Annotated in this window: 14 protein-coding genes; 6 read left to right on the plus strand and 8 right to left on the minus strand. The window is 62.6% G+C overall.

Annotated features, from left to right (window positions below):
* Positions 1 to 81: 81 nt before the first annotated feature.
* Both AB0O81_RS12115 and serS read right to left on the minus strand, forming a co-directional pair.
* Complete coding sequence (locus AB0O81_RS12115; protein WP_363584596.1) at positions 82 to 885, minus strand: HAD-IIB family hydrolase; 804 nt, start codon at positions 883 to 885, stop codon at positions 82 to 84.
* Positions 882 to 2156 carry a serine--tRNA ligase gene (gene serS / locus AB0O81_RS12120; protein ID WP_363584598.1) on the minus strand — a complete coding sequence of 425 codons (1275 nt, stop codon included), beginning with the start codon at positions 2154 to 2156 and terminating at the stop codon, positions 882 to 884. Before serS ends, AB0O81_RS12115 begins: the two co-directional genes overlap by 4 nt.
* Before the next feature lie 55 nt (positions 2157 to 2211).
* On the opposite strand from serS, the gene AB0O81_RS12125 reads away from it, so the two are divergent.
* On the plus strand, positions 2212 to 3201 hold the full coding sequence (locus AB0O81_RS12125; RefSeq protein ID WP_363584600.1) for a diacylglycerol kinase family protein: 990 nt from the start codon (positions 2212 to 2214) through the stop codon (positions 3199 to 3201).
* Between the two features lie 55 nt (positions 3202 to 3256).
* Positions 3257 to 4630 (plus strand): deoxyribodipyrimidine photo-lyase, encoded by a 1374-nt coding sequence (locus tag AB0O81_RS12130; RefSeq protein ID WP_363584602.1) that lies wholly within the window; start codon positions 3257 to 3259, stop codon positions 4628 to 4630.
* Positions 4631 to 4633: 3 nt separating this feature from the next.
* Here AB0O81_RS12130 and AB0O81_RS12135 read toward each other — a convergent pair whose 3' ends face one another.
* Entirely contained in the window at positions 4634 to 5293 is a 660-nt protein-coding gene (locus AB0O81_RS12135) for a TetR/AcrR family transcriptional regulator (protein WP_363584604.1), read from the minus strand.
* Between the two features lie 154 nt (positions 5294 to 5447).
* Here AB0O81_RS12135 and AB0O81_RS12140 point away from each other — a divergent pair, with 154 nt between their 5' ends.
* Positions 5448 to 6509 carry an LLM class flavin-dependent oxidoreductase gene (locus tag AB0O81_RS12140; RefSeq protein ID WP_363584606.1) on the plus strand — a complete coding sequence of 354 codons (1062 nt, stop codon included), beginning with the start codon at positions 5448 to 5450 and terminating at the stop codon, positions 6507 to 6509.
* Between the two features lie 34 nt (positions 6510 to 6543).
* Here the strand turns inward: AB0O81_RS12140 and pheA are convergent, their stop codons facing one another.
* Entirely contained in the window at positions 6544 to 7503 is a 960-nt protein-coding gene (pheA, locus tag AB0O81_RS12145) for a prephenate dehydratase (protein WP_363584608.1), read from the minus strand.
* Positions 7504 to 7622: 119 nt separating this feature from the next.
* Here pheA and pgm point away from each other — a divergent pair, with 119 nt between their 5' ends.
* Positions 7623 to 9266, plus strand: coding sequence for a phosphoglucomutase (alpha-D-glucose-1,6-bisphosphate-dependent) (gene pgm / locus AB0O81_RS12150; RefSeq protein WP_363584610.1), 1644 nt, complete (start codon positions 7623 to 7625; stop codon positions 9264 to 9266).
* Between the two features lie 39 nt (positions 9267 to 9305).
* A complete protein-coding gene (locus tag AB0O81_RS12155) occupies positions 9306 to 11096 on the plus strand; it encodes an ABC transporter ATP-binding protein (RefSeq protein WP_363584612.1) in 1791 nt (596 codons plus the stop codon).
* Positions 11097 to 11112: 16 nt separating this feature from the next.
* Here AB0O81_RS12155 and AB0O81_RS12160 read toward each other — a convergent pair whose 3' ends face one another.
* From AB0O81_RS12160 to AB0O81_RS12175, 4 genes are read right to left on the minus strand one after another with little or no spacing between them, the layout of a single operon-like run.
* The gene (locus AB0O81_RS12160) at positions 11113 to 11877 is read right to left on the minus strand and encodes an anti-sigma factor (protein ID WP_363584614.1); all 765 of its coding nucleotides are present in this window, start codon (positions 11875 to 11877) and stop codon (positions 11113 to 11115) included.
* Entirely contained in the window at positions 11864 to 12427 is a 564-nt protein-coding gene (locus tag AB0O81_RS12165; protein WP_363584616.1) for a sigma-70 family RNA polymerase sigma factor, read from the minus strand. Before AB0O81_RS12165 ends, AB0O81_RS12160 begins: the two co-directional genes overlap by 14 nt.
* Before the next feature lie 12 nt (positions 12428 to 12439).
* The gene (locus tag AB0O81_RS12170; protein ID WP_363584618.1) at positions 12440 to 13105 is read right to left on the minus strand and encodes a sortase; all 666 of its coding nucleotides are present in this window, start codon (positions 13103 to 13105) and stop codon (positions 12440 to 12442) included.
* A complete protein-coding gene (locus tag AB0O81_RS12175) occupies positions 13102 to 13932 on the minus strand; it encodes a DUF4397 domain-containing protein (RefSeq protein WP_363584620.1) in 831 nt (276 codons plus the stop codon). Before AB0O81_RS12175 ends, AB0O81_RS12170 begins: the two co-directional genes overlap by 4 nt.
* Positions 13933 to 14379: 447 nt before the next feature.
* Between AB0O81_RS12175 and AB0O81_RS12180 the strand changes: the two genes are divergently transcribed.
* On the plus strand, positions 14380 to 15507 hold the full coding sequence (locus AB0O81_RS12180; RefSeq protein ID WP_363584822.1) for a Gfo/Idh/MocA family oxidoreductase: 1128 nt from the start codon (positions 14380 to 14382) through the stop codon (positions 15505 to 15507).
* Positions 15508 to 15509 lie beyond the last annotated feature (2 nt).

The following is a 15509-nucleotide window of genomic DNA, read 5'->3' on the forward strand; positions in this document are numbered from 1 at the left end:
GCACGCCCTGAAGGCACGTCGAGATTCCGCCGTGTGCCCGTACTGCGTGAAAAATCACGCAAAAGCTACGCCAGCGCGAGTTCAGAGCGTCCGCAGAATTGCTGCAACGCCGCCCTCTTCAACTGAAAGCGTCGTCTCGCCAGCCGCATCCAACACCTCTTGAGGTGCCTGCTCCATCGCCACCGCGCGACCGCCGTTCTCAAGCGCCCAACGGAACATACCGAGATCGTTGCGGCCGTCACCGATGACCATTACGTGATCAGGGGCGATGCCCAGCTCCGTGCGCACGAGCTCGAGACCAGTGCCCTTGTCGATGTCTTTCGGCGCGATGTCTAGCCACGCGGTGAATCCCACGGCGTAAGAAACGTGGTGCAACCCGATGCTCTCAACGATCGCTGAAAAGTCCTTCTCATGCTGATCGGGCGCAACGACTACGACGCGGCAGACATGATCAGTCGCAAGCTGCTCGAAGACCACTTTCTCGGTGCGTTCGAGCTTCCAATCCGGGAGGAAATCAGTGTAGCGGCGGGCCCCATCAGCCAGCTCGACGAGGTAGTGCGCATCGGGCAACTGAGCCCGCAGCAGTTGCAACACGTCGGTGGCATCAAAAGTCTCGACCTTGAAACGTTCGTATTCAAGTGGTTCGGAGGTCACTCGCTTGAGCACCACGGCACCGTTGGAGCACACCACGAACTCTGGAGCAATCTGCAACAACGCGAGCACATCGACGGTGCCCTCCCAGCTGCGGCCCGTGGCGACCATGACTTCGTGACCCGCCTGGCGAGCTTCGGCAACAGCGTCGAACACTCCAGAACTAAGTGTCTCGTCTTCGAGGAGAACAGTGCCGTCTAGGTCCAAGGCGATGAGCAGCGGAGCATCGCTCACTCGACAGGCTCCATGATTTCAAGTCCGCCAAGGAATGGCCGCAGTACCTCGGGCACCACAACCGAGCCATCAGCACGCTGGTGGGTTTCGAGCAGCGCGACAATCCAGCGCGTTGTTGCAAGAGTTCCATTGAGCGTCGCAACGGGCTGCGTCTTCCCGCCTTGCTCAGCCGACAGCCGGTGGCGAATATCAAGTCGCCGAGCCTGGAACGTCGTGCAGTTTGACGTCGACGTCAGCTCGCGATACGCGCCCTGCGTAGGCACCCAGGCTTCGATGTCGTACTTGCGTGCGGCGCTCGAGCCCAAGTCGCCCGCGGCGACGTCAATGACGCGGTATGAAAGCCCCAGGTCTTGCAGCATCCGCTCTTGCATGGCGACCAAGCGCAAGTGCTCGGCCTCTGCGTCTTCGGGAGCCGTGTAGACGAACATCTCGAGCTTGTTGAACTGGTGCACACGAATAATGCCGCGCGTGTCTTTGCCGTACGACCCCGCCTCACGGCGATAGCAGGTCGACCAGCCGGCGTAACGCTTGGCGCCCTTGCCCAGATCAAGGATCTCGTCCATGTGATAGCCCGCCATTGGCACTTCACTGGTGCCGACGAGATAGAGGTCATCATCTTGCAGGTGGTAGACCTCCGCGGCGTGCTGGCCAAGAAAGCCGGTGCCGCGCATTACTTCGGGACGCACCAGTGTCGGCGGCACGAGCGGCACGAAGTTCTCTTGCAGCGCACGATCAAGTGCGAGATTCATCAGCGCGATCTCGAGGCGCGCGCCAATGCCCTTCAAGAAGTAGAACCGGCTTCCCGAGACCTTAGTGCCGCGCTCCATGTCAATCGCGTCGAGCATCTCGCCGAGCTCAAGGTGATCGCGCGGTTCGAAATCGAACGTGGGCTGGTCGCCATGCGTTCGCAGTGTGACGAAGTCGTCTTCGCCACCAGGGGGAACCCCGTCGATCACGATGTTCTCGATCTTCGCCAGCGCAGCCTGCGAGGCCTCTTCTGCGGCAGTAACGGCATGCTGCGCAGCCTTCACTCGCTCACTGAGATCTTTCGCCTGCGCGACCAGCGCGGCCTTCTCTTCTTTGGGCGCTTGCGCTACCTTCTTGCCCGCCAGGTTCTGCTCAGCGCGCAGCTCTTCAAAACCAGTGATAGCTGCGCGACGGTCTCGGTCGGCGGCGAGCGCCGCGTCGACAGAGTCAACAGACTCCCCGCGCGCGGCTTGCGAGCGCTTGACGAGCTCAGGATTTTCGCGGAGAAGTACGGGATCAATCACGACTCAAGTCTAGTCAGCGGCGCAGAAGCAGCATCCAGCCCGATATTGTTGCCCCATGACTCAGGCTTCCGGCGAATCAAAGCGGGCAGCGCTTATCTACAATCCGATCAAAGTGGATGCGAAGAAGTTGCGGAGCACCGTCACCGCCGAAGCCTCCCAAGCCGGCTGGCAGGAAACCCTCTTCTTTGAGACCCAGATCGATGACCTCGGCGACGGGGTGACTCGCGAAGCGCTAGAACAGAAAGTGGACGTCGTGCTCGTCGCGGGCGGCGACGGCACGGTGCGTGCCGTCTCAGAAGCCATGACTGGCAGCGGCGTGCCCTTGTCGATAATTCCCAGCGGCACCGGCAACCTGCTCGCCCGCAACATCAAGCTCCCGCTGACCGCGCCCATGTTGATGGTGCGCGCCGCATTCACTGGCGACGTCACAGCGATCGACGTCGGCTGGGCAGAGCTGATACGCGCTGACGGCCAGAAAGACACACACGCCTTCGTCGTGATGGGCGGCATGGGGCTCGACGCAGCGATGATCGCCAACACCAATTCGCAACTCAAGAAGAGCGTCGGCTGGGTGGCCTACGTCGATGGCGCCGCCCGCTCGCTCCCCAACGCACGACCGTTCCGCGTGTCGTACCAACTACCCGGGGCGCGACTTCACTCTTCGAAGGTGTACAGCGTGCTGTTCGCCAACTGCGGCCAGCTGCCTGCTGGACTCGATCTGATCCCCGAAGCGTCTGTCACCGACGGTGCACTCGACGTTGTCGTTTTTCAGCCAAAGGGCCCGCTCGGGTGGTTGTTGGTGTGGCGGCGCGTGGCATGGGACAACAGCGTGCTGCAGCGTTTCCGTGCTGGCCGCCAAGTGCTCGCGCTGCGCACGAAGAACAGTGCGGTGCGCTACTCCCGAGGCTCTGGCATCGACGTCGGCGCCGACCGTGCGCACCCGGTGCAGCTTGACGGAGACGAGTTCGGCGAGGCCTCACGAGTATCGGTCAGTATCGACGCGGGCGCCTTGCTGCTCGCGATACCGCGCGGCCACAAAATCTGAAACTCAACCACGCAAGCGCGGCCCCGGGCCACTCGCACCAAGGCAGAATTACTGCATGAGCGGGCAACTGAGCACTGCGGCATCCACCTCGATCGTTTGGTTTCGCGACGACCTGCGCCTGGCCGACAACCCGGCCCTTCTCGCTGCGCTCGAACGTGGTGAACCGGTTCTCTGCCTCTTCGTGCTCGATGAGGAATCACCCGGCGTACGCCCGCTCGGCGGCGCCGCAAGGTGGTGGCTACACCACTCGCTCGCTTCCCTCGGTGAGCGCTTGCGCGAGCGCGGCGCCGAACTGGTACTGCGACGGGGCCCTGCAGCACAAGTGGTGCAGGAATTCGTTCAGGATGCTGATGCCTCTGCGATCTTCTGGAATCGCCGCTACGGGGGCCCTGAGCGTGAAATCGACAGCGCGCTGAAACAGGAGCTTCGCGAGCAGGGCGTCGAGGTGGCGTCGTTTGCTGGTTCGCTGCTGTTCGAGCCGTGGACGGTGAAGACCGGCGCGGGCACGCCGTACTCGGTGTTCACACCGTTCTGGCGTGCTTGCCAGTCGTTGCCCACGCCTCGTGAGCCGCTTGCTGAGCCCTCCAAGATCGAAGGAGCGAAGCACCGCGCGGCATCAGATGACCTTGACGACTGGCATCTTCTCCCCCACACCCCCGACTGGGCCGGTGGGCTGCGTGACACGTGGCAACCAGGCGAGCCAGCAGCCCGTGAACGGCTGAGCCAGTTTTTGACGCACGACTTGGCCAACTACGACCGTGCGCGCGATGAACCGGCAGCTGGGGTCACCTCGCTGCTCTCGCCACGCCTGCGTTGGGGCGAACTGAGTCCGTACACGGCGTGGCACGAGACTCTGGCCATCGCAGAACCCGCAGCGTCTGCTCATCGGTTTTTGTCTGAACTCGGCTGGCGCGAGTTCGCCTGGCACACGTTGTTCCATTCCCCCGATCTCGCAAGCCAGAACTGGCGTCGGGAGTTTGACGCGTTCCCCTGGCCGCCGCTCGACGAACGAGCGCTCCATGCCTGGCAGCACGGGCACACCGGCATCGCGCTCGTCGACGCCGGAATGCGCGAGCTCTGGCACACCGGCACGATGCACAACCGCGTGCGCATGGTCGTCGCCTCAATGCTCACCAAGAATCTGCTCATCGACTGGCGACAGGGCGAACAGTGGTTTTGGGACACCCTTGTCGACGCGGATGCCGCGAGCAATCCATTCAACTGGCAGTGGGTCGCGGGCTCCGGCGCTGATGCGGCACCCTACTTTCGCATCTTCAATCCCGAACTGCAGGCGAAGAAGTTCGACCCGCACGGTGAGTACATAAGTCGGTGGACGCACGACGTGCTGGCGCGCGCGCCGATCGTTGACCTTCGCGCGTCACGCGGTGCGGCGCTCGATGCCTACGACGTAGTGAAACGCTCGAAGTGACGCTCACTCGGCGACATGAGCCACCGACTCGGGCGCGCTGACATAGTCGCGGAGGGCGCGATCAGTGATGGGAACGCCGCCCGGCGCGCGCCGCACAATGCCCTCCGCGCGGAAGCCGTCGAGCAAGATATCGCGCTGTCGCGGAAACACGGTGCCTCGGATGGGTTCGGTTAGCGCCGCGAGCCCTGTGAGCATCGCTGGCACGAACAGCGCGTCCGTCCACTCGATGTCGCCGCGCATTGAGCCTTCGCCCTTCGCGCGCTGAATGATCGCGCGAACCGATTCCTCCCACGCTAAATCCCTCTCACGAAATCCGTTCGCATACTCGCGAACGGCGACGGCCCACGGGAGATCGAGATACATCTGCCACGTTCCATCCACATACTGGGTGAACGATTCCCACCCCGTGCTCGCGCGCTTCGAATCCTCAAGAACGGTGCGGAAACTCGACGCCAGAATCGCGTCGAGCCCGAGCAGCAGTACATGCCGATCAGCGAAATGGCGATACAGGGTGCCAATACCCACCCCGGCACGATCGGCGATGTCGTGCATCGGAGCGTCGACGCCATTTTCAGCGATCACCGCCCCCGCTGCGTCAAGGAGGCGCGCACGGTTGGCGATAGCGTCGGAACGCCTCGCACGTGTTGCGGGCTGATCACTCATACATACTCCTCAGGCGCGATCCCCCATAGCGCCCAGCGAATAGGGCACACAGGTCAATGATCTTAGGAGCGAATCGCGCCAGATTGCGCCGGATACAGTTGTGAATTTGCCCAGTGTGGAATACATCGGATACTTCGACGGGTTGTGACTGACGATGAATACCGCACCAGCCCCCGCCCTGTCCGTGCTTGACCTCGTGCCCGTTCGCACCGGCCAAACCAGCGCTCAGGCCGTCGCGGCGTCTCTCGCTCTCGCCTCGCGAGCGGATCATCTCGGTTTTCGCCGGTACTGGTTTGCCGAGCACCACAACATGCCCGCGGTAGCCTCGACGACTCCACCGGTTCTCGTCGCAGCTACCGCAGCGCGCACGGTGCGTATTCGCGTGGGTTCGGGCGGAGTGATGTTGCCCAATCACTCTCCGCTGGTCGTCGCCGAACAATTCGCGGCACTCGAAGCGCTCGCACCGGGCCGCATCGATCTCGGTCTCGGCCGCGCACCCGGCAGCGACCCCGTGATCACGCAATTGCTGCGTCAAAGCGGCACCACGAGCGATGTCGATCGCTTTCCCGATCACATCACCGACATTCGCTCACTCGTATCGCCCGATGGTGCCAGCGTTCGCTACGCGTCAGGCGGCACCTACGAAGTCACCGCAACCCCGCATGCCACCACGATGCCGCAGGTATGGCTGCTTGGCTCCAGCGACTATTCGGCCCAGCTGGCGGCAGCGCACGGGCTTCCCTATGTCTTCGCCAACCACTTCTCAGGCCAGGGGCTTGAGCGCGCCCTCGACCTGTACCGAACGAAGTATCAGCCGAACGAAGAAAACCCTGAGCCGCGCACCTTCTTGACTGTCAACGCCGTGGCCGCCCCCACACACGAAGAAGCCGAAGCGCGCACGCTTCCCAATCTGCGCACCATGATTCGACTGCGCACCAACCGCCCGCTCATCGCGCAAGAAACGGTGGAGCAGTCGCTCGCCGGCGCACGCGACTTCGACTCGATGGGCGACACGATGGGTCAGGCCGCGCGTGCCGGATGGTTCATCGGCACCGGCGAGAGTGTCGCGTCATCACTGGCGGAGTTCGCGGGCAAATGGGGAGTCGACGAGGTGATGATCTCTCCGATCGCGGGCGCCTACGAAAGCGAAGCGCTCGATTCAAGCCCCGGCCGTTCGCAGACTCTTGAACTAATCGCGACGGCGCAGGCGAGCTAAGCGCAGGCGAGCTAAGCGCAGGCGCGCCCCGAGGTCAGGCCTCGGGTTCTCCGCTGATAAGCGCGCGCAGCCAGTCGCGGGCCTCGGCAAACACATCGTTCGAGTAGCGCTCGGGGTAGTGCACGACCGCGTGGTCAGCGCGGGGGTATGAGCCTAAGAAAATGACCTTCGGGCTAAATCGCCTCAGTCCCAGCAGAGCATCGGCCATACGCTCGTCGGCAATGTGTCCATCGGCATCGATCACGAATCGGTAGCGTCCGAGTGCGTCACCGATCGGGCGCGAAGCGAGCAAGCTCAGGTTGATTCCGCGAGTTGCAAACTGCTCGAGCATTTCTAGCAGGGCGCCCGGATGATCTTCGGGCAGTTCGACGATAAGCGACGTCTTGTCAGCGCCGGTTGGGCTCGGTGGCGCGACCGTGCGCCCCACCAACACGAAACGAGTCACGGCGTCGGCGTTGTTGCCGATCTTCGATGCGAGAAGCTCAAGTTCGTGGTGCTCAAGAATGCCGGGGGGCGAGATCGCGGCGTCTGCATCGCTCGTTCCTTCGAGCATTCCCATCGCACTGGCAACGTTGCTGGCTGCCGGAACATGAGCGTGGGCGGGGAGCGTCGCCGAGAGCCATTGCAGGCACTGCGCGTAGGCGACGGGATGCGCCGAGATCAACGAGACGTCTTCAAGTCTCGCGCCAGGTCGCCCCACCAACACGAATTCGACCGGTACCAAATACTCGCCGATGATGCGCAGACCGGGCATGGTGGCGAGTGCGTCTTGAGCGGTCGAGACCCCGCCGTCTACCGAGTTCTCGATCGCGATAACTGCCGCATGCGAGCGACCTGATACTACGTCGGCGAGCGCTTCGCCAACGTTGTGCACTGGTCGCCACCCTTGGCCGCGAGCCTCAGTCACCTGCGCAAGCGCTGCCTCGGTGAAGGTGCCGGCCGGTCCCAGAAAGCTATAGGTGCGGCGGGCGGGGGCTTCTGGCTCGAAAGTCACGAGGTTCAGCCTAGCCGCGCGCGCATTTTTCCAGCGATCACGATCAGTTTCAGCAGTGAACCGCGTGTGAAGTCGACACGAACGAGACAGATTGGCCTCGGCACAGGCAGACTGTTCTCATGAGCCGCGCAGGACAGCCAGCCGAAGCATCCGACCTCATCGATATCGACGAGGTCATCTCCGCCTACTACGACGTAAAACCTGACCCGAGCATCGCCGCGCAACGCGTGGCATTTGGCACGAGCGGCCACCGCGGCTCGTCATTGCTCGCAAGTTTCAACGAGGTGCACATCCTCGCCACGACCCAGGCGATCGTCGACTACCGACGAGGCCAGGGCATCGAAGGCCCGCTATTTCTGGGCCGCGACACGCACGGCCTTTCGCTTCCTGCCGAGCGCAGCGCAATCGAGGTGCTGGTGGCAAACGGAGTTGATGTGCGGGTCGATTCGCGCGACGCGTGGGTGCCGACTCCGGCGTTGAGTCACGCCATTCTCGCGTACAACAAGGGTCGGGATGCCGCCGACCCCGGCCGCGCCGACGGCATCGTCGTGACGCCGAGCCACAACCCCCCGCGTGACGGCGGTTTCAAATACAACCCCCCGCATGGCGGCCCTGCTGACACCGACGCCACCGGATGGATTGCCGATCGCGCGAACGCGCTTATTGAAGCGAACCTTGAGGGCGTGCAGCGCACGCTGCACAAAGACATCAACGAAGACACTCTTGGCGAGTACGACTTTCGCGATGCCTACGTTCGCGACCTCGCAAACATCATCGACATGCCCGCCATCAAGTCAGCGGGTGTGCGAATCGGTGCCGATCCTCTGGGCGGTGCCTCGGTGGAGTACTGGGCGCTTATCGCGGAGGTCTATGACATAGATCTCACGGTGGTGAACCCCGACGTTGACCCGACGTGGCGCTTCATGACGCTCGACTGGGACGAGAAGATCCGCATGGATCCGTCCTCCCCCAACGCTATGGCCTCGCTTGTGCAAAAGCGCAACGAGTACGACATTCTGACCGGCAACGATGCCGATGCCGACCGCCACGGCATCGTCACGCCCGACGCCGGGCTGATGAACCCGAACCACTTTCTCGCGGTAGCAATCGACTACTTGTTCTCGCATCGGCCAAGCTGGCCGCAGGGCGCGGCCGTGGGCAAGACGCTCGTCTCGTCGATGATCATCGACCGCGTCGCCGAATCACTCGGGCGCACGCTGCTCGAGGTTCCTGTCGGATTCAAGTGGTTCGTCCCCGGGCTGCTTGACGGTTCCGTCGCGTTCGGCGGTGAAGAGTCAGCGGGCGCCTCGTTCCTGCGGTTCGACGGTTCGGTCTGGACCACTGACAAAGACGGACTACTGCTGTGTCTGCTCGCCGCGGAGATCCTGGCGGTCACCGGCAAGACACCATCGCAGCGCTACACCGAGCTTGAAGCTGACTTCGGTGCGTCGGCCTATCAGCGAGTGGATGCAGCAGCATCCCCCGCTCAGAAAGCGACCCTCGGCAAGCTGTCGCCTGAGGCTGTTACCGCCACAGAGCTCGCGGGCGAACCGATCACTGCGAAGCTCTCGCACGCGCCTGGCAATGGCGCCGCGATCGGTGGGCTCAAAGTGCAGACCGAGCATGCATGGTTCGCCGCGCGCCCCTCGGGAACCGAAGACGTTTACAAGCTGTACGCGGAGTCGCTTCGCGGACCGGAGCATCTCGCACAAGTGCAAGAAGAAGCCCGCGCCGTAGTGGCTGCTGCTCTCGGCGACTCATAACGGCAAGCGGACCGCCGTTGTGATCGCTACGATGGCGGAATGACCGAGAAAGCGCTTACCGGCACGATCCGGGTTGTTGAAGGCACCAAGCCCGCACGCTCCGTGATGCGTCTGCTCATGCGGCACCCGTGGCGCATTTCGATCGCGCTGCTCGCCTTCGCGCTGAAAGAAGTGCCACTGTGGTTTCTTCCCGTTGTCACGGCCGAGATCATCGACATCGTCGCCACCGACGGATCAGTGCGCGATGTGCTGCTGTGGTTCGCATTGGCGGCCGTGCTCGTGCTGCAGAACTACCCGAACCACCTGTTGTACACGCGGCAATTCATGAGCGTTGTGCGCACCACTGGCGCAGATCTGCGCAATGCACTGGCTTCTCACCTGCAGAGCCTGTCGATCGGCTATCACTCCCGTGTCAGCTCGTCGATCGTGCAGACCAAGGTCGTTCGCGATGTCGAGAACATCGAGCTCATGTTGCAACAGCTCACCCAGCCCTTGCTGTCATCGATCATGGTCTTGGGCGGCGCCGTCGGTATGACGGCGATCATGGTGCCGGAATTCTTGCCGGTATACGCCCTGGTCGTACCCACAGCGCTGGCCCTGCGCTGGGCGCTCAGTCGTCCGTCGCGCGCACGCAACGAAGTCTTCCGTCGCGAAGTGGAAGGATTTGCCGCTCGCGTGGGCGAGATGGCGTCGCTCATTCCGGTGACACGTGCACACGGGCTCGAAAGCACCGCGATCTCTCGCGTCGCCGACGGTGCCGACGGTGTTCGCCGTGCTGGCTTCCGCCTCGACATGCTCAATGGTCGGGTCGCGTCAGTGTCATGGGTCGCGATGCAGATTCTGGGGCTCGGATGCCTCGTCCTTGCTGCGACATTCTCACTCACAGGCTTCGTACCGATCACGCCGGGTGAGGTGGTGCTGCTCGCGGCATACTTCGCATTGCTCACCCAGGGTCTGACATCGCTGCTTATTCTCATTCCCGTCGGCGCGCGCGGCATGGAATCGATGCGCTCCATCTCTGAGGTGCTCCAAGACCCCGACCTGGAGCAGAATGCTGGGCGAGCCGCCATAACTTCGGTTGTCGGCGACCTTGAGCTCGAGTACGTTAGCCACCGCTTCGATGGAAGCGACTCAGATGCGATCCGTGACGTCAGCCTCAACGTCCGCGCCGGTGAAACAGTGGCGTTCGTGGGCTCATCCGGGTCTGGAAAGTCCACACTGCTGAACCTGGTACTGGGGTTCGTGAGACCGACAAGCGGGCGCATACTGCTCGATGGGGTCGATATGCAGACTCTCGACCTGCGCCTTGTGCGCCAGCATGTGTCAGTCGTCCCGCAGGAGTCCGTCATGTTCGAGGGCACCATTCGAGACAACATCGCCTACGGGCTCGAGACGGCGACCGATGAGCAGCTGCGCACAGCGCTCCGAGACGCAAACGCTATCGAATTCGTCGACGCGCAACCGCACGGGTGGGACACGATCGTCGGCGAACGAGGCGCGCGTTTGTCAGGCGGCCAGCGCCAACGCCTCGCCATTGCGCGCGCCCTGGTGCGCGATCCACGCATTCTGTTGCTTGATGAAGCCACGAGCGCGCTCGACCCAGAGTCCGAGGCGCTCGTAAAAGACGCGCTCACCCGACTCATGCAAGGACGCACAACCCTCGTCGTGGCACACCGTCTGTCGACCATCCGTAAGGCCGACCGGATCGTCGTCCTTGAACACGGCCAAATCGTGGAACAGGGCACGCACGACGCCCTTCTCGCGGCTGCCGGCCGCTACGCCCATCTGCACGCCACTCAAGCGGGCACGATACGCCCGGACGATGAGTAGATTCGTTCTGCTGACACTATGTGCGAGAGAGCTCGCCGCGAACGATGGAGTCCCCCGAGTGGGCGGGGTCGCCATCGAGGGGTTCGACTGACACATCGACGAGGCTGTACTCAACGAGATCAAGCCCCTCAGGAATGACGAACGAGCCAGTCTCGCCCTCAAGCACGCCGAGGCTGACCAGCGCAGCAGCATCATTCCTGATCAACCAGACCTCACGGTAGGTGTCGGGCGCGACTTCGTCGCCCACGCTCACGATCAGGCGCCTCACACCGTCGCTGTCCTCTTCAACATCGGCCATTCCGGTGGCGCCCGGATGATCAGGAAAGGGCTCCAGAACGGCCTGCGCAATTGAGGTGGGTACGTTTGTCGAAACGGCGAGCGCACCGATTCCGATACCACCGATCACCACGAGCGATGCGGCGAGAGCCCACACGGTTGCCCGAAGTGACCGCGACCTGTGCGCGGGCGGCTGCGCCTGTTCGTCGGGTGCGTTCTCGTGCTCAGGCGGGTTCGCCTCAAGAGTCGCCCTCGTCTCTGGCGCGACCGAGGCATGGCTCGTTTTCAGGTCGAGCTCGCCTGCGATGGCGCTCCAGACACGGGCGGGCGGAGCCTCAAGCTTCTCATCGGCAACGGTGGCGCGCGCTACCCCCACTGCCCGGGATAGTTCTCCCAGCTCAGTTCGGCACGGCTCACACGACGACAGATGAGCACAGTCGGTCACTGAGGCCGCAGGCTCGCCAAGCGCGAGCAGAGCAAGCTGTTCCGGGTCAAGATGCGACATTCGTGACCTCCAATCGTTCGCGCATTCGGTTCAAGCTTCTTCGGATGTGACTCTTCACCGTTCCGAGCGGCATATCGAGCCGCTGCGATATTTGAGCGTGGGTGAGATCGTCGAAAAATGCGAGACGAACAACCTGCCGGGCGGCGGACTCGAGTTGATCGATTTCGTTCGCGACGAGAATGGACTCAGCTAAGTCTGGCGGTTCACCAATGAGGTCGTCTGGTCTGGTGATGCGCATGACCTCCTGTTGCACGCTCCTCACTCGCGCGCGTGACTCATGGGCGTCAGCAATTCGACGCCGAGCTATCACCACCAGCCATGTCGACAGCTTGGCTTTGCGCGCATCGAACGACTGTCGAGAAGTCCACGCTGACACAAATGTGCGCTGCGTGACATCTTCGGCATCACCGCGATCGCCCAGGGAACGAAGCGCGAGAGTGAAGACCACCGGGGACCAACGTCGGTATACCTCTTCGAGGGCGCGTTCATCGCCGGCGCTGAATCTTGAGGCGAGTGCGCTTTCTTCGTTCGGCTGGTCTGTGTCAGTCATCTTTGTTCCACGTCATGCTGGCACCGCGACGGCGACAACGTTGTCGCGGTAGCGTCCGGTTGACGAATCGAATGGACCGCCGCATGTGATGATCACAAGCGCCGGCTCGCCCTCGCGAGCGAAAATCTCGTCAACAGGAAGCTCTGTCTTCGGATAGTACGTGACCGACGCGACAATGTACTCCCGCGACGCCCCGGAATCGTCTGTGACCAACACGCTCGCACCGTCGTTGAGATCGCGCAGTTCTGCGAGCGGCCCAATCGGATACTGCGGTGAATCGACGTGTGCTGAGAGCACCATGTTCCCGGCTTCGAGCTCAGCATCCGGTCCAAACCTGTACCACCCCGCGACCGATGGGTCTTCTGGAAGCTCCATCTGCGAACTCGTGTCGACCCCCACCGGCACGATCGGCATGTTCACACCGATTTCGGCAATACTCACTGTGACCGGCGCCACCACCTCGGCGATGGCAGCCGGTTTGCTTGATGTCACCGGCACATCCACGGCCGTAGTACGGGCGACGACAGGAGTTTGGGTGGCCTCTGGAGCCGCCTGCGGAACGTCGGGTGCTGGGGTTTCGCATGCAGTGAGGCACACCGCGAGAGCGAGCGTGACCGTCGAAGTGGCGAGCCAGCTTCGATGTGCGGTGCGTCGCTCTCGCGGTGTGTCAGAGATCATGCGCGCTCGCTTGCCTTCTGGCGACGTGCGACCATCAGCGCCGACACGGCCATAGCCAAAACGAGCGCAAGTCCACCAGCAATCAAGAGTCCGGATTGCTGTGCATCACGCTGCGCGAGGTAGCCAGCGGAGCCAGATGGCACACCGTCTGGGCTGGAGTGCAGGCCATCGACTGTCTGAACCGCGAGGTCTAGGTTGCCGTCTTCAGCGCTTCCCCACGCGTACACAACGGTCAGCGCACCCTCATCGACAACGACGTCTGCCGGGCCGATGACCGGATCGGTGGTTCCTTCAAGCGCGACGGCAGCCGATACTGTGCCCGCGGCGAGATCAAGCGATGACTCGTTCGGGTTGGTCAGTCCGGTGATGACTGCCGTGTCACCGGCCAGAATGTCCACTGCCGGTGCGGCAGCAACGTGGCGCACGGTCAGTCGACCTTCGCCAGCTGCGGTTGCCGCAAGATCATTCTCGAACGCTGTGACCGCTGGGTCGCCGCTTTCGCTCAAATGCGCCACAGCGGTGTAGCTCATATTGGCTTCAAGACTGAGGGTGACAGGCCCGAGAACCGGAGAGCTGTCGTCGACAGCGTCGGTTGCCGTAAGCGCAACCTCATAGTCTCCCGCGGGAAGGTCAAGGGGTCCCGCAAGATCGCCGGGCTGAAAGTCGTCGAGCGTCAGTTCGCCGTTTACATACACGTCGACCGGGGTATCAGGGATTCCATGCAGTACCGAAAGATCTGCGGTGGTTTCGGAGATGGCGGATGCCGGTAGGGCGAGGCCGAGTGCGGCGACAAGGCCGACTGCGATACCTGCTGCTGTCTTACGCATTTTTTCCTCCTCGTAGATGACGACGCGATGCTTGCGTCGTTGCTTGTTGTTTCCCGCTGACGGGTCGATTCGGATGCAGCTGAATGAAACTTTTTCTGAAACCGGTGAATTTCTCTGCGAATGCATCCAAAACCGGCATTCGGCAGGAATACCCCTTTGTCGTGTGAGTGCTGGCCCCAGACCCCTCCCGCCGCGTCCGCCATCGCTGTCCCCCAGCAGTGATGGCGGACGCATCTGGTCGAGAGACAGTCCATGGCTCGCCACCACTCGTACTCGGTAAGCGCTTGCGCACCAGTCCGATTTCATGGTTTACTGGCGGAAAGCGTTTACCCATTGCGGTGTCACCACCGCGATGAATCCGACACAGAAAGCAGGACCGGCGTGACCGATACGACTGTCGCCTCAGCACCCACCGCTCGCCCGCAGGTGCGCGAAATCGGCATCATCATGAACGGTGTCTCTGGCCGCATGGGCTACCGTCAGCACCTGGTGCGTTCGATCCTTGCGATCCGCGACCAGGGTGGCATCGAAATGCCCGACGGCTCGAAGGTCACGGTGAAGCCGATCCTCGTCGGCCGCAGCGAAGCAAAGCTCGCTGAATTGGCCGCGAAGCACGACATCGAGGACTACACCACTGATCTTGACGCGGCCCTGGCCGACCCCCGGTGGGAGATCTACGCAGACTTTCTCGTCACGAAAGCGCGTGCCACCGCACTTCGCAAGGCGATCGCCGCTGGGAAGACGATCTACACCGAGAAGCCCACGGCTGAGTCGGTTGAAGAATCGCTCGAGCTGGCTCGCCTCGCCCGCGAGGCAGGAGTCAAGACTGGCGTCGTTCACGACAAGCTGTACCTGCCGGGCCTGCAGAAGCTCAAGCGACTCATCGACTCCGGATTCTTTGGCCGCATCCTCTCGGTACGCGGCGAGTTTGGCTACTGGGTTTTCGAAGGCGACTGGCAGCCCGCGCAACGCCCGAGCTGGAACTACCGCGCTGAAGACGGGGGTGGCATCATCGTCGACATGTTCCCGCACTGGAACTATGTGCTTGAGAACCTCTTCGGCAAAGTCGAGACCGTTTATGCGCAGGCCTCCACTCATATCCCCACACGGTGGGACGAAAACGATGAGCCCTACGCCGCTACCGCCGAAGACGCTGCCTACGGCATTTTCGAACTAGCAGGCGGCGCGGTTGCTCAGATCAACTCATCGTGGACGGTGCGTGTGAACCGCGACGAACTCGTCGAGTTCCATGTCGATGGCACCCACGGTTCCGCCGTTGTCGGGCTGTTCGGTGCGAAGATCCAACACCGTAACGCGACACCCAAGCCGGTGTGGAACCCCGACCTCGCCGACAGCCACAACTACGATGACGACTGGGCTGAAGTGCCCACCAACGACGTCTTCCAGAATGGCTTTCGTCAGCAGTGGGAAGAGTTCTTGACTTCCTACGTCGAAGGAACTGAGTACGAGTTCGACCTGCTCGCAGGCGCCCGCGGCGTGATGCTCGCCGAAGCTGGCTTGCAATCGAGTCGCGAGGGCCGCAAGGTCGAGCTGGCCGAACTCAACCTCGGCTGATT

It is taken from the genome of Microbacterium sp. NPDC076911, assembly GCF_040687125.1.
Taxonomy (GTDB): domain Bacteria; phylum Actinomycetota; class Actinomycetes; order Actinomycetales; family Microbacteriaceae; genus Microbacterium.

Bases quoted from the DNA above. Each gene is read 5' to 3' on its own strand.
- AB0O81_RS12160 (WP_363584614.1), bottom strand. From the start codon at position 11,877: ATGTCGCATCTTGACCCGGAACAGCTTGCTCTGCTCGCGCTTGGCGAG.
- AB0O81_RS12175 (WP_363584620.1), bottom strand. From the start codon at position 13,932: ATGCGTAAGACAGCAGCAGGTATCGCAGTCGGCCTTGTCGCCGCACTC.
- AB0O81_RS12125 (WP_363584600.1), top strand. From the start codon at position 2,212: ATGACTCAGGCTTCCGGCGAATCAAAGCGGGCAGCGCTTATCTACAAT.
- AB0O81_RS12130 (WP_363584602.1), top strand. From the start codon at position 3,257: ATGAGCGGGCAACTGAGCACTGCGGCATCCACCTCGATCGTTTGGTTT.
- AB0O81_RS12170 (WP_363584618.1), bottom strand. From the start codon at position 13,105: ATGATCTCTGACACACCGCGAGAGCGACGCACCGCACATCGAAGCTGG.
- AB0O81_RS12165 (WP_363584616.1), bottom strand. From the start codon at position 12,427: ATGACTGACACAGACCAGCCGAACGAAGAAAGCGCACTCGCCTCAAGA.
- AB0O81_RS12155 (WP_363584612.1), top strand. From the start codon at position 9,306: ATGACCGAGAAAGCGCTTACCGGCACGATCCGGGTTGTTGAAGGCACC.
- AB0O81_RS12140 (WP_363584606.1), top strand. From the start codon at position 5,448: ATGAATACCGCACCAGCCCCCGCCCTGTCCGTGCTTGACCTCGTGCCC.
- AB0O81_RS12180 (WP_363584822.1), top strand. From the start codon at position 14,380: ATGAACGGTGTCTCTGGCCGCATGGGCTACCGTCAGCACCTGGTGCGT.
- pgm (WP_363584610.1), top strand. From the start codon at position 7,623: ATGAGCCGCGCAGGACAGCCAGCCGAAGCATCCGACCTCATCGATATC.
- AB0O81_RS12135 (WP_363584604.1), bottom strand. From the start codon at position 5,293: ATGAGTGATCAGCCCGCAACACGTGCGAGGCGTTCCGACGCTATCGCC.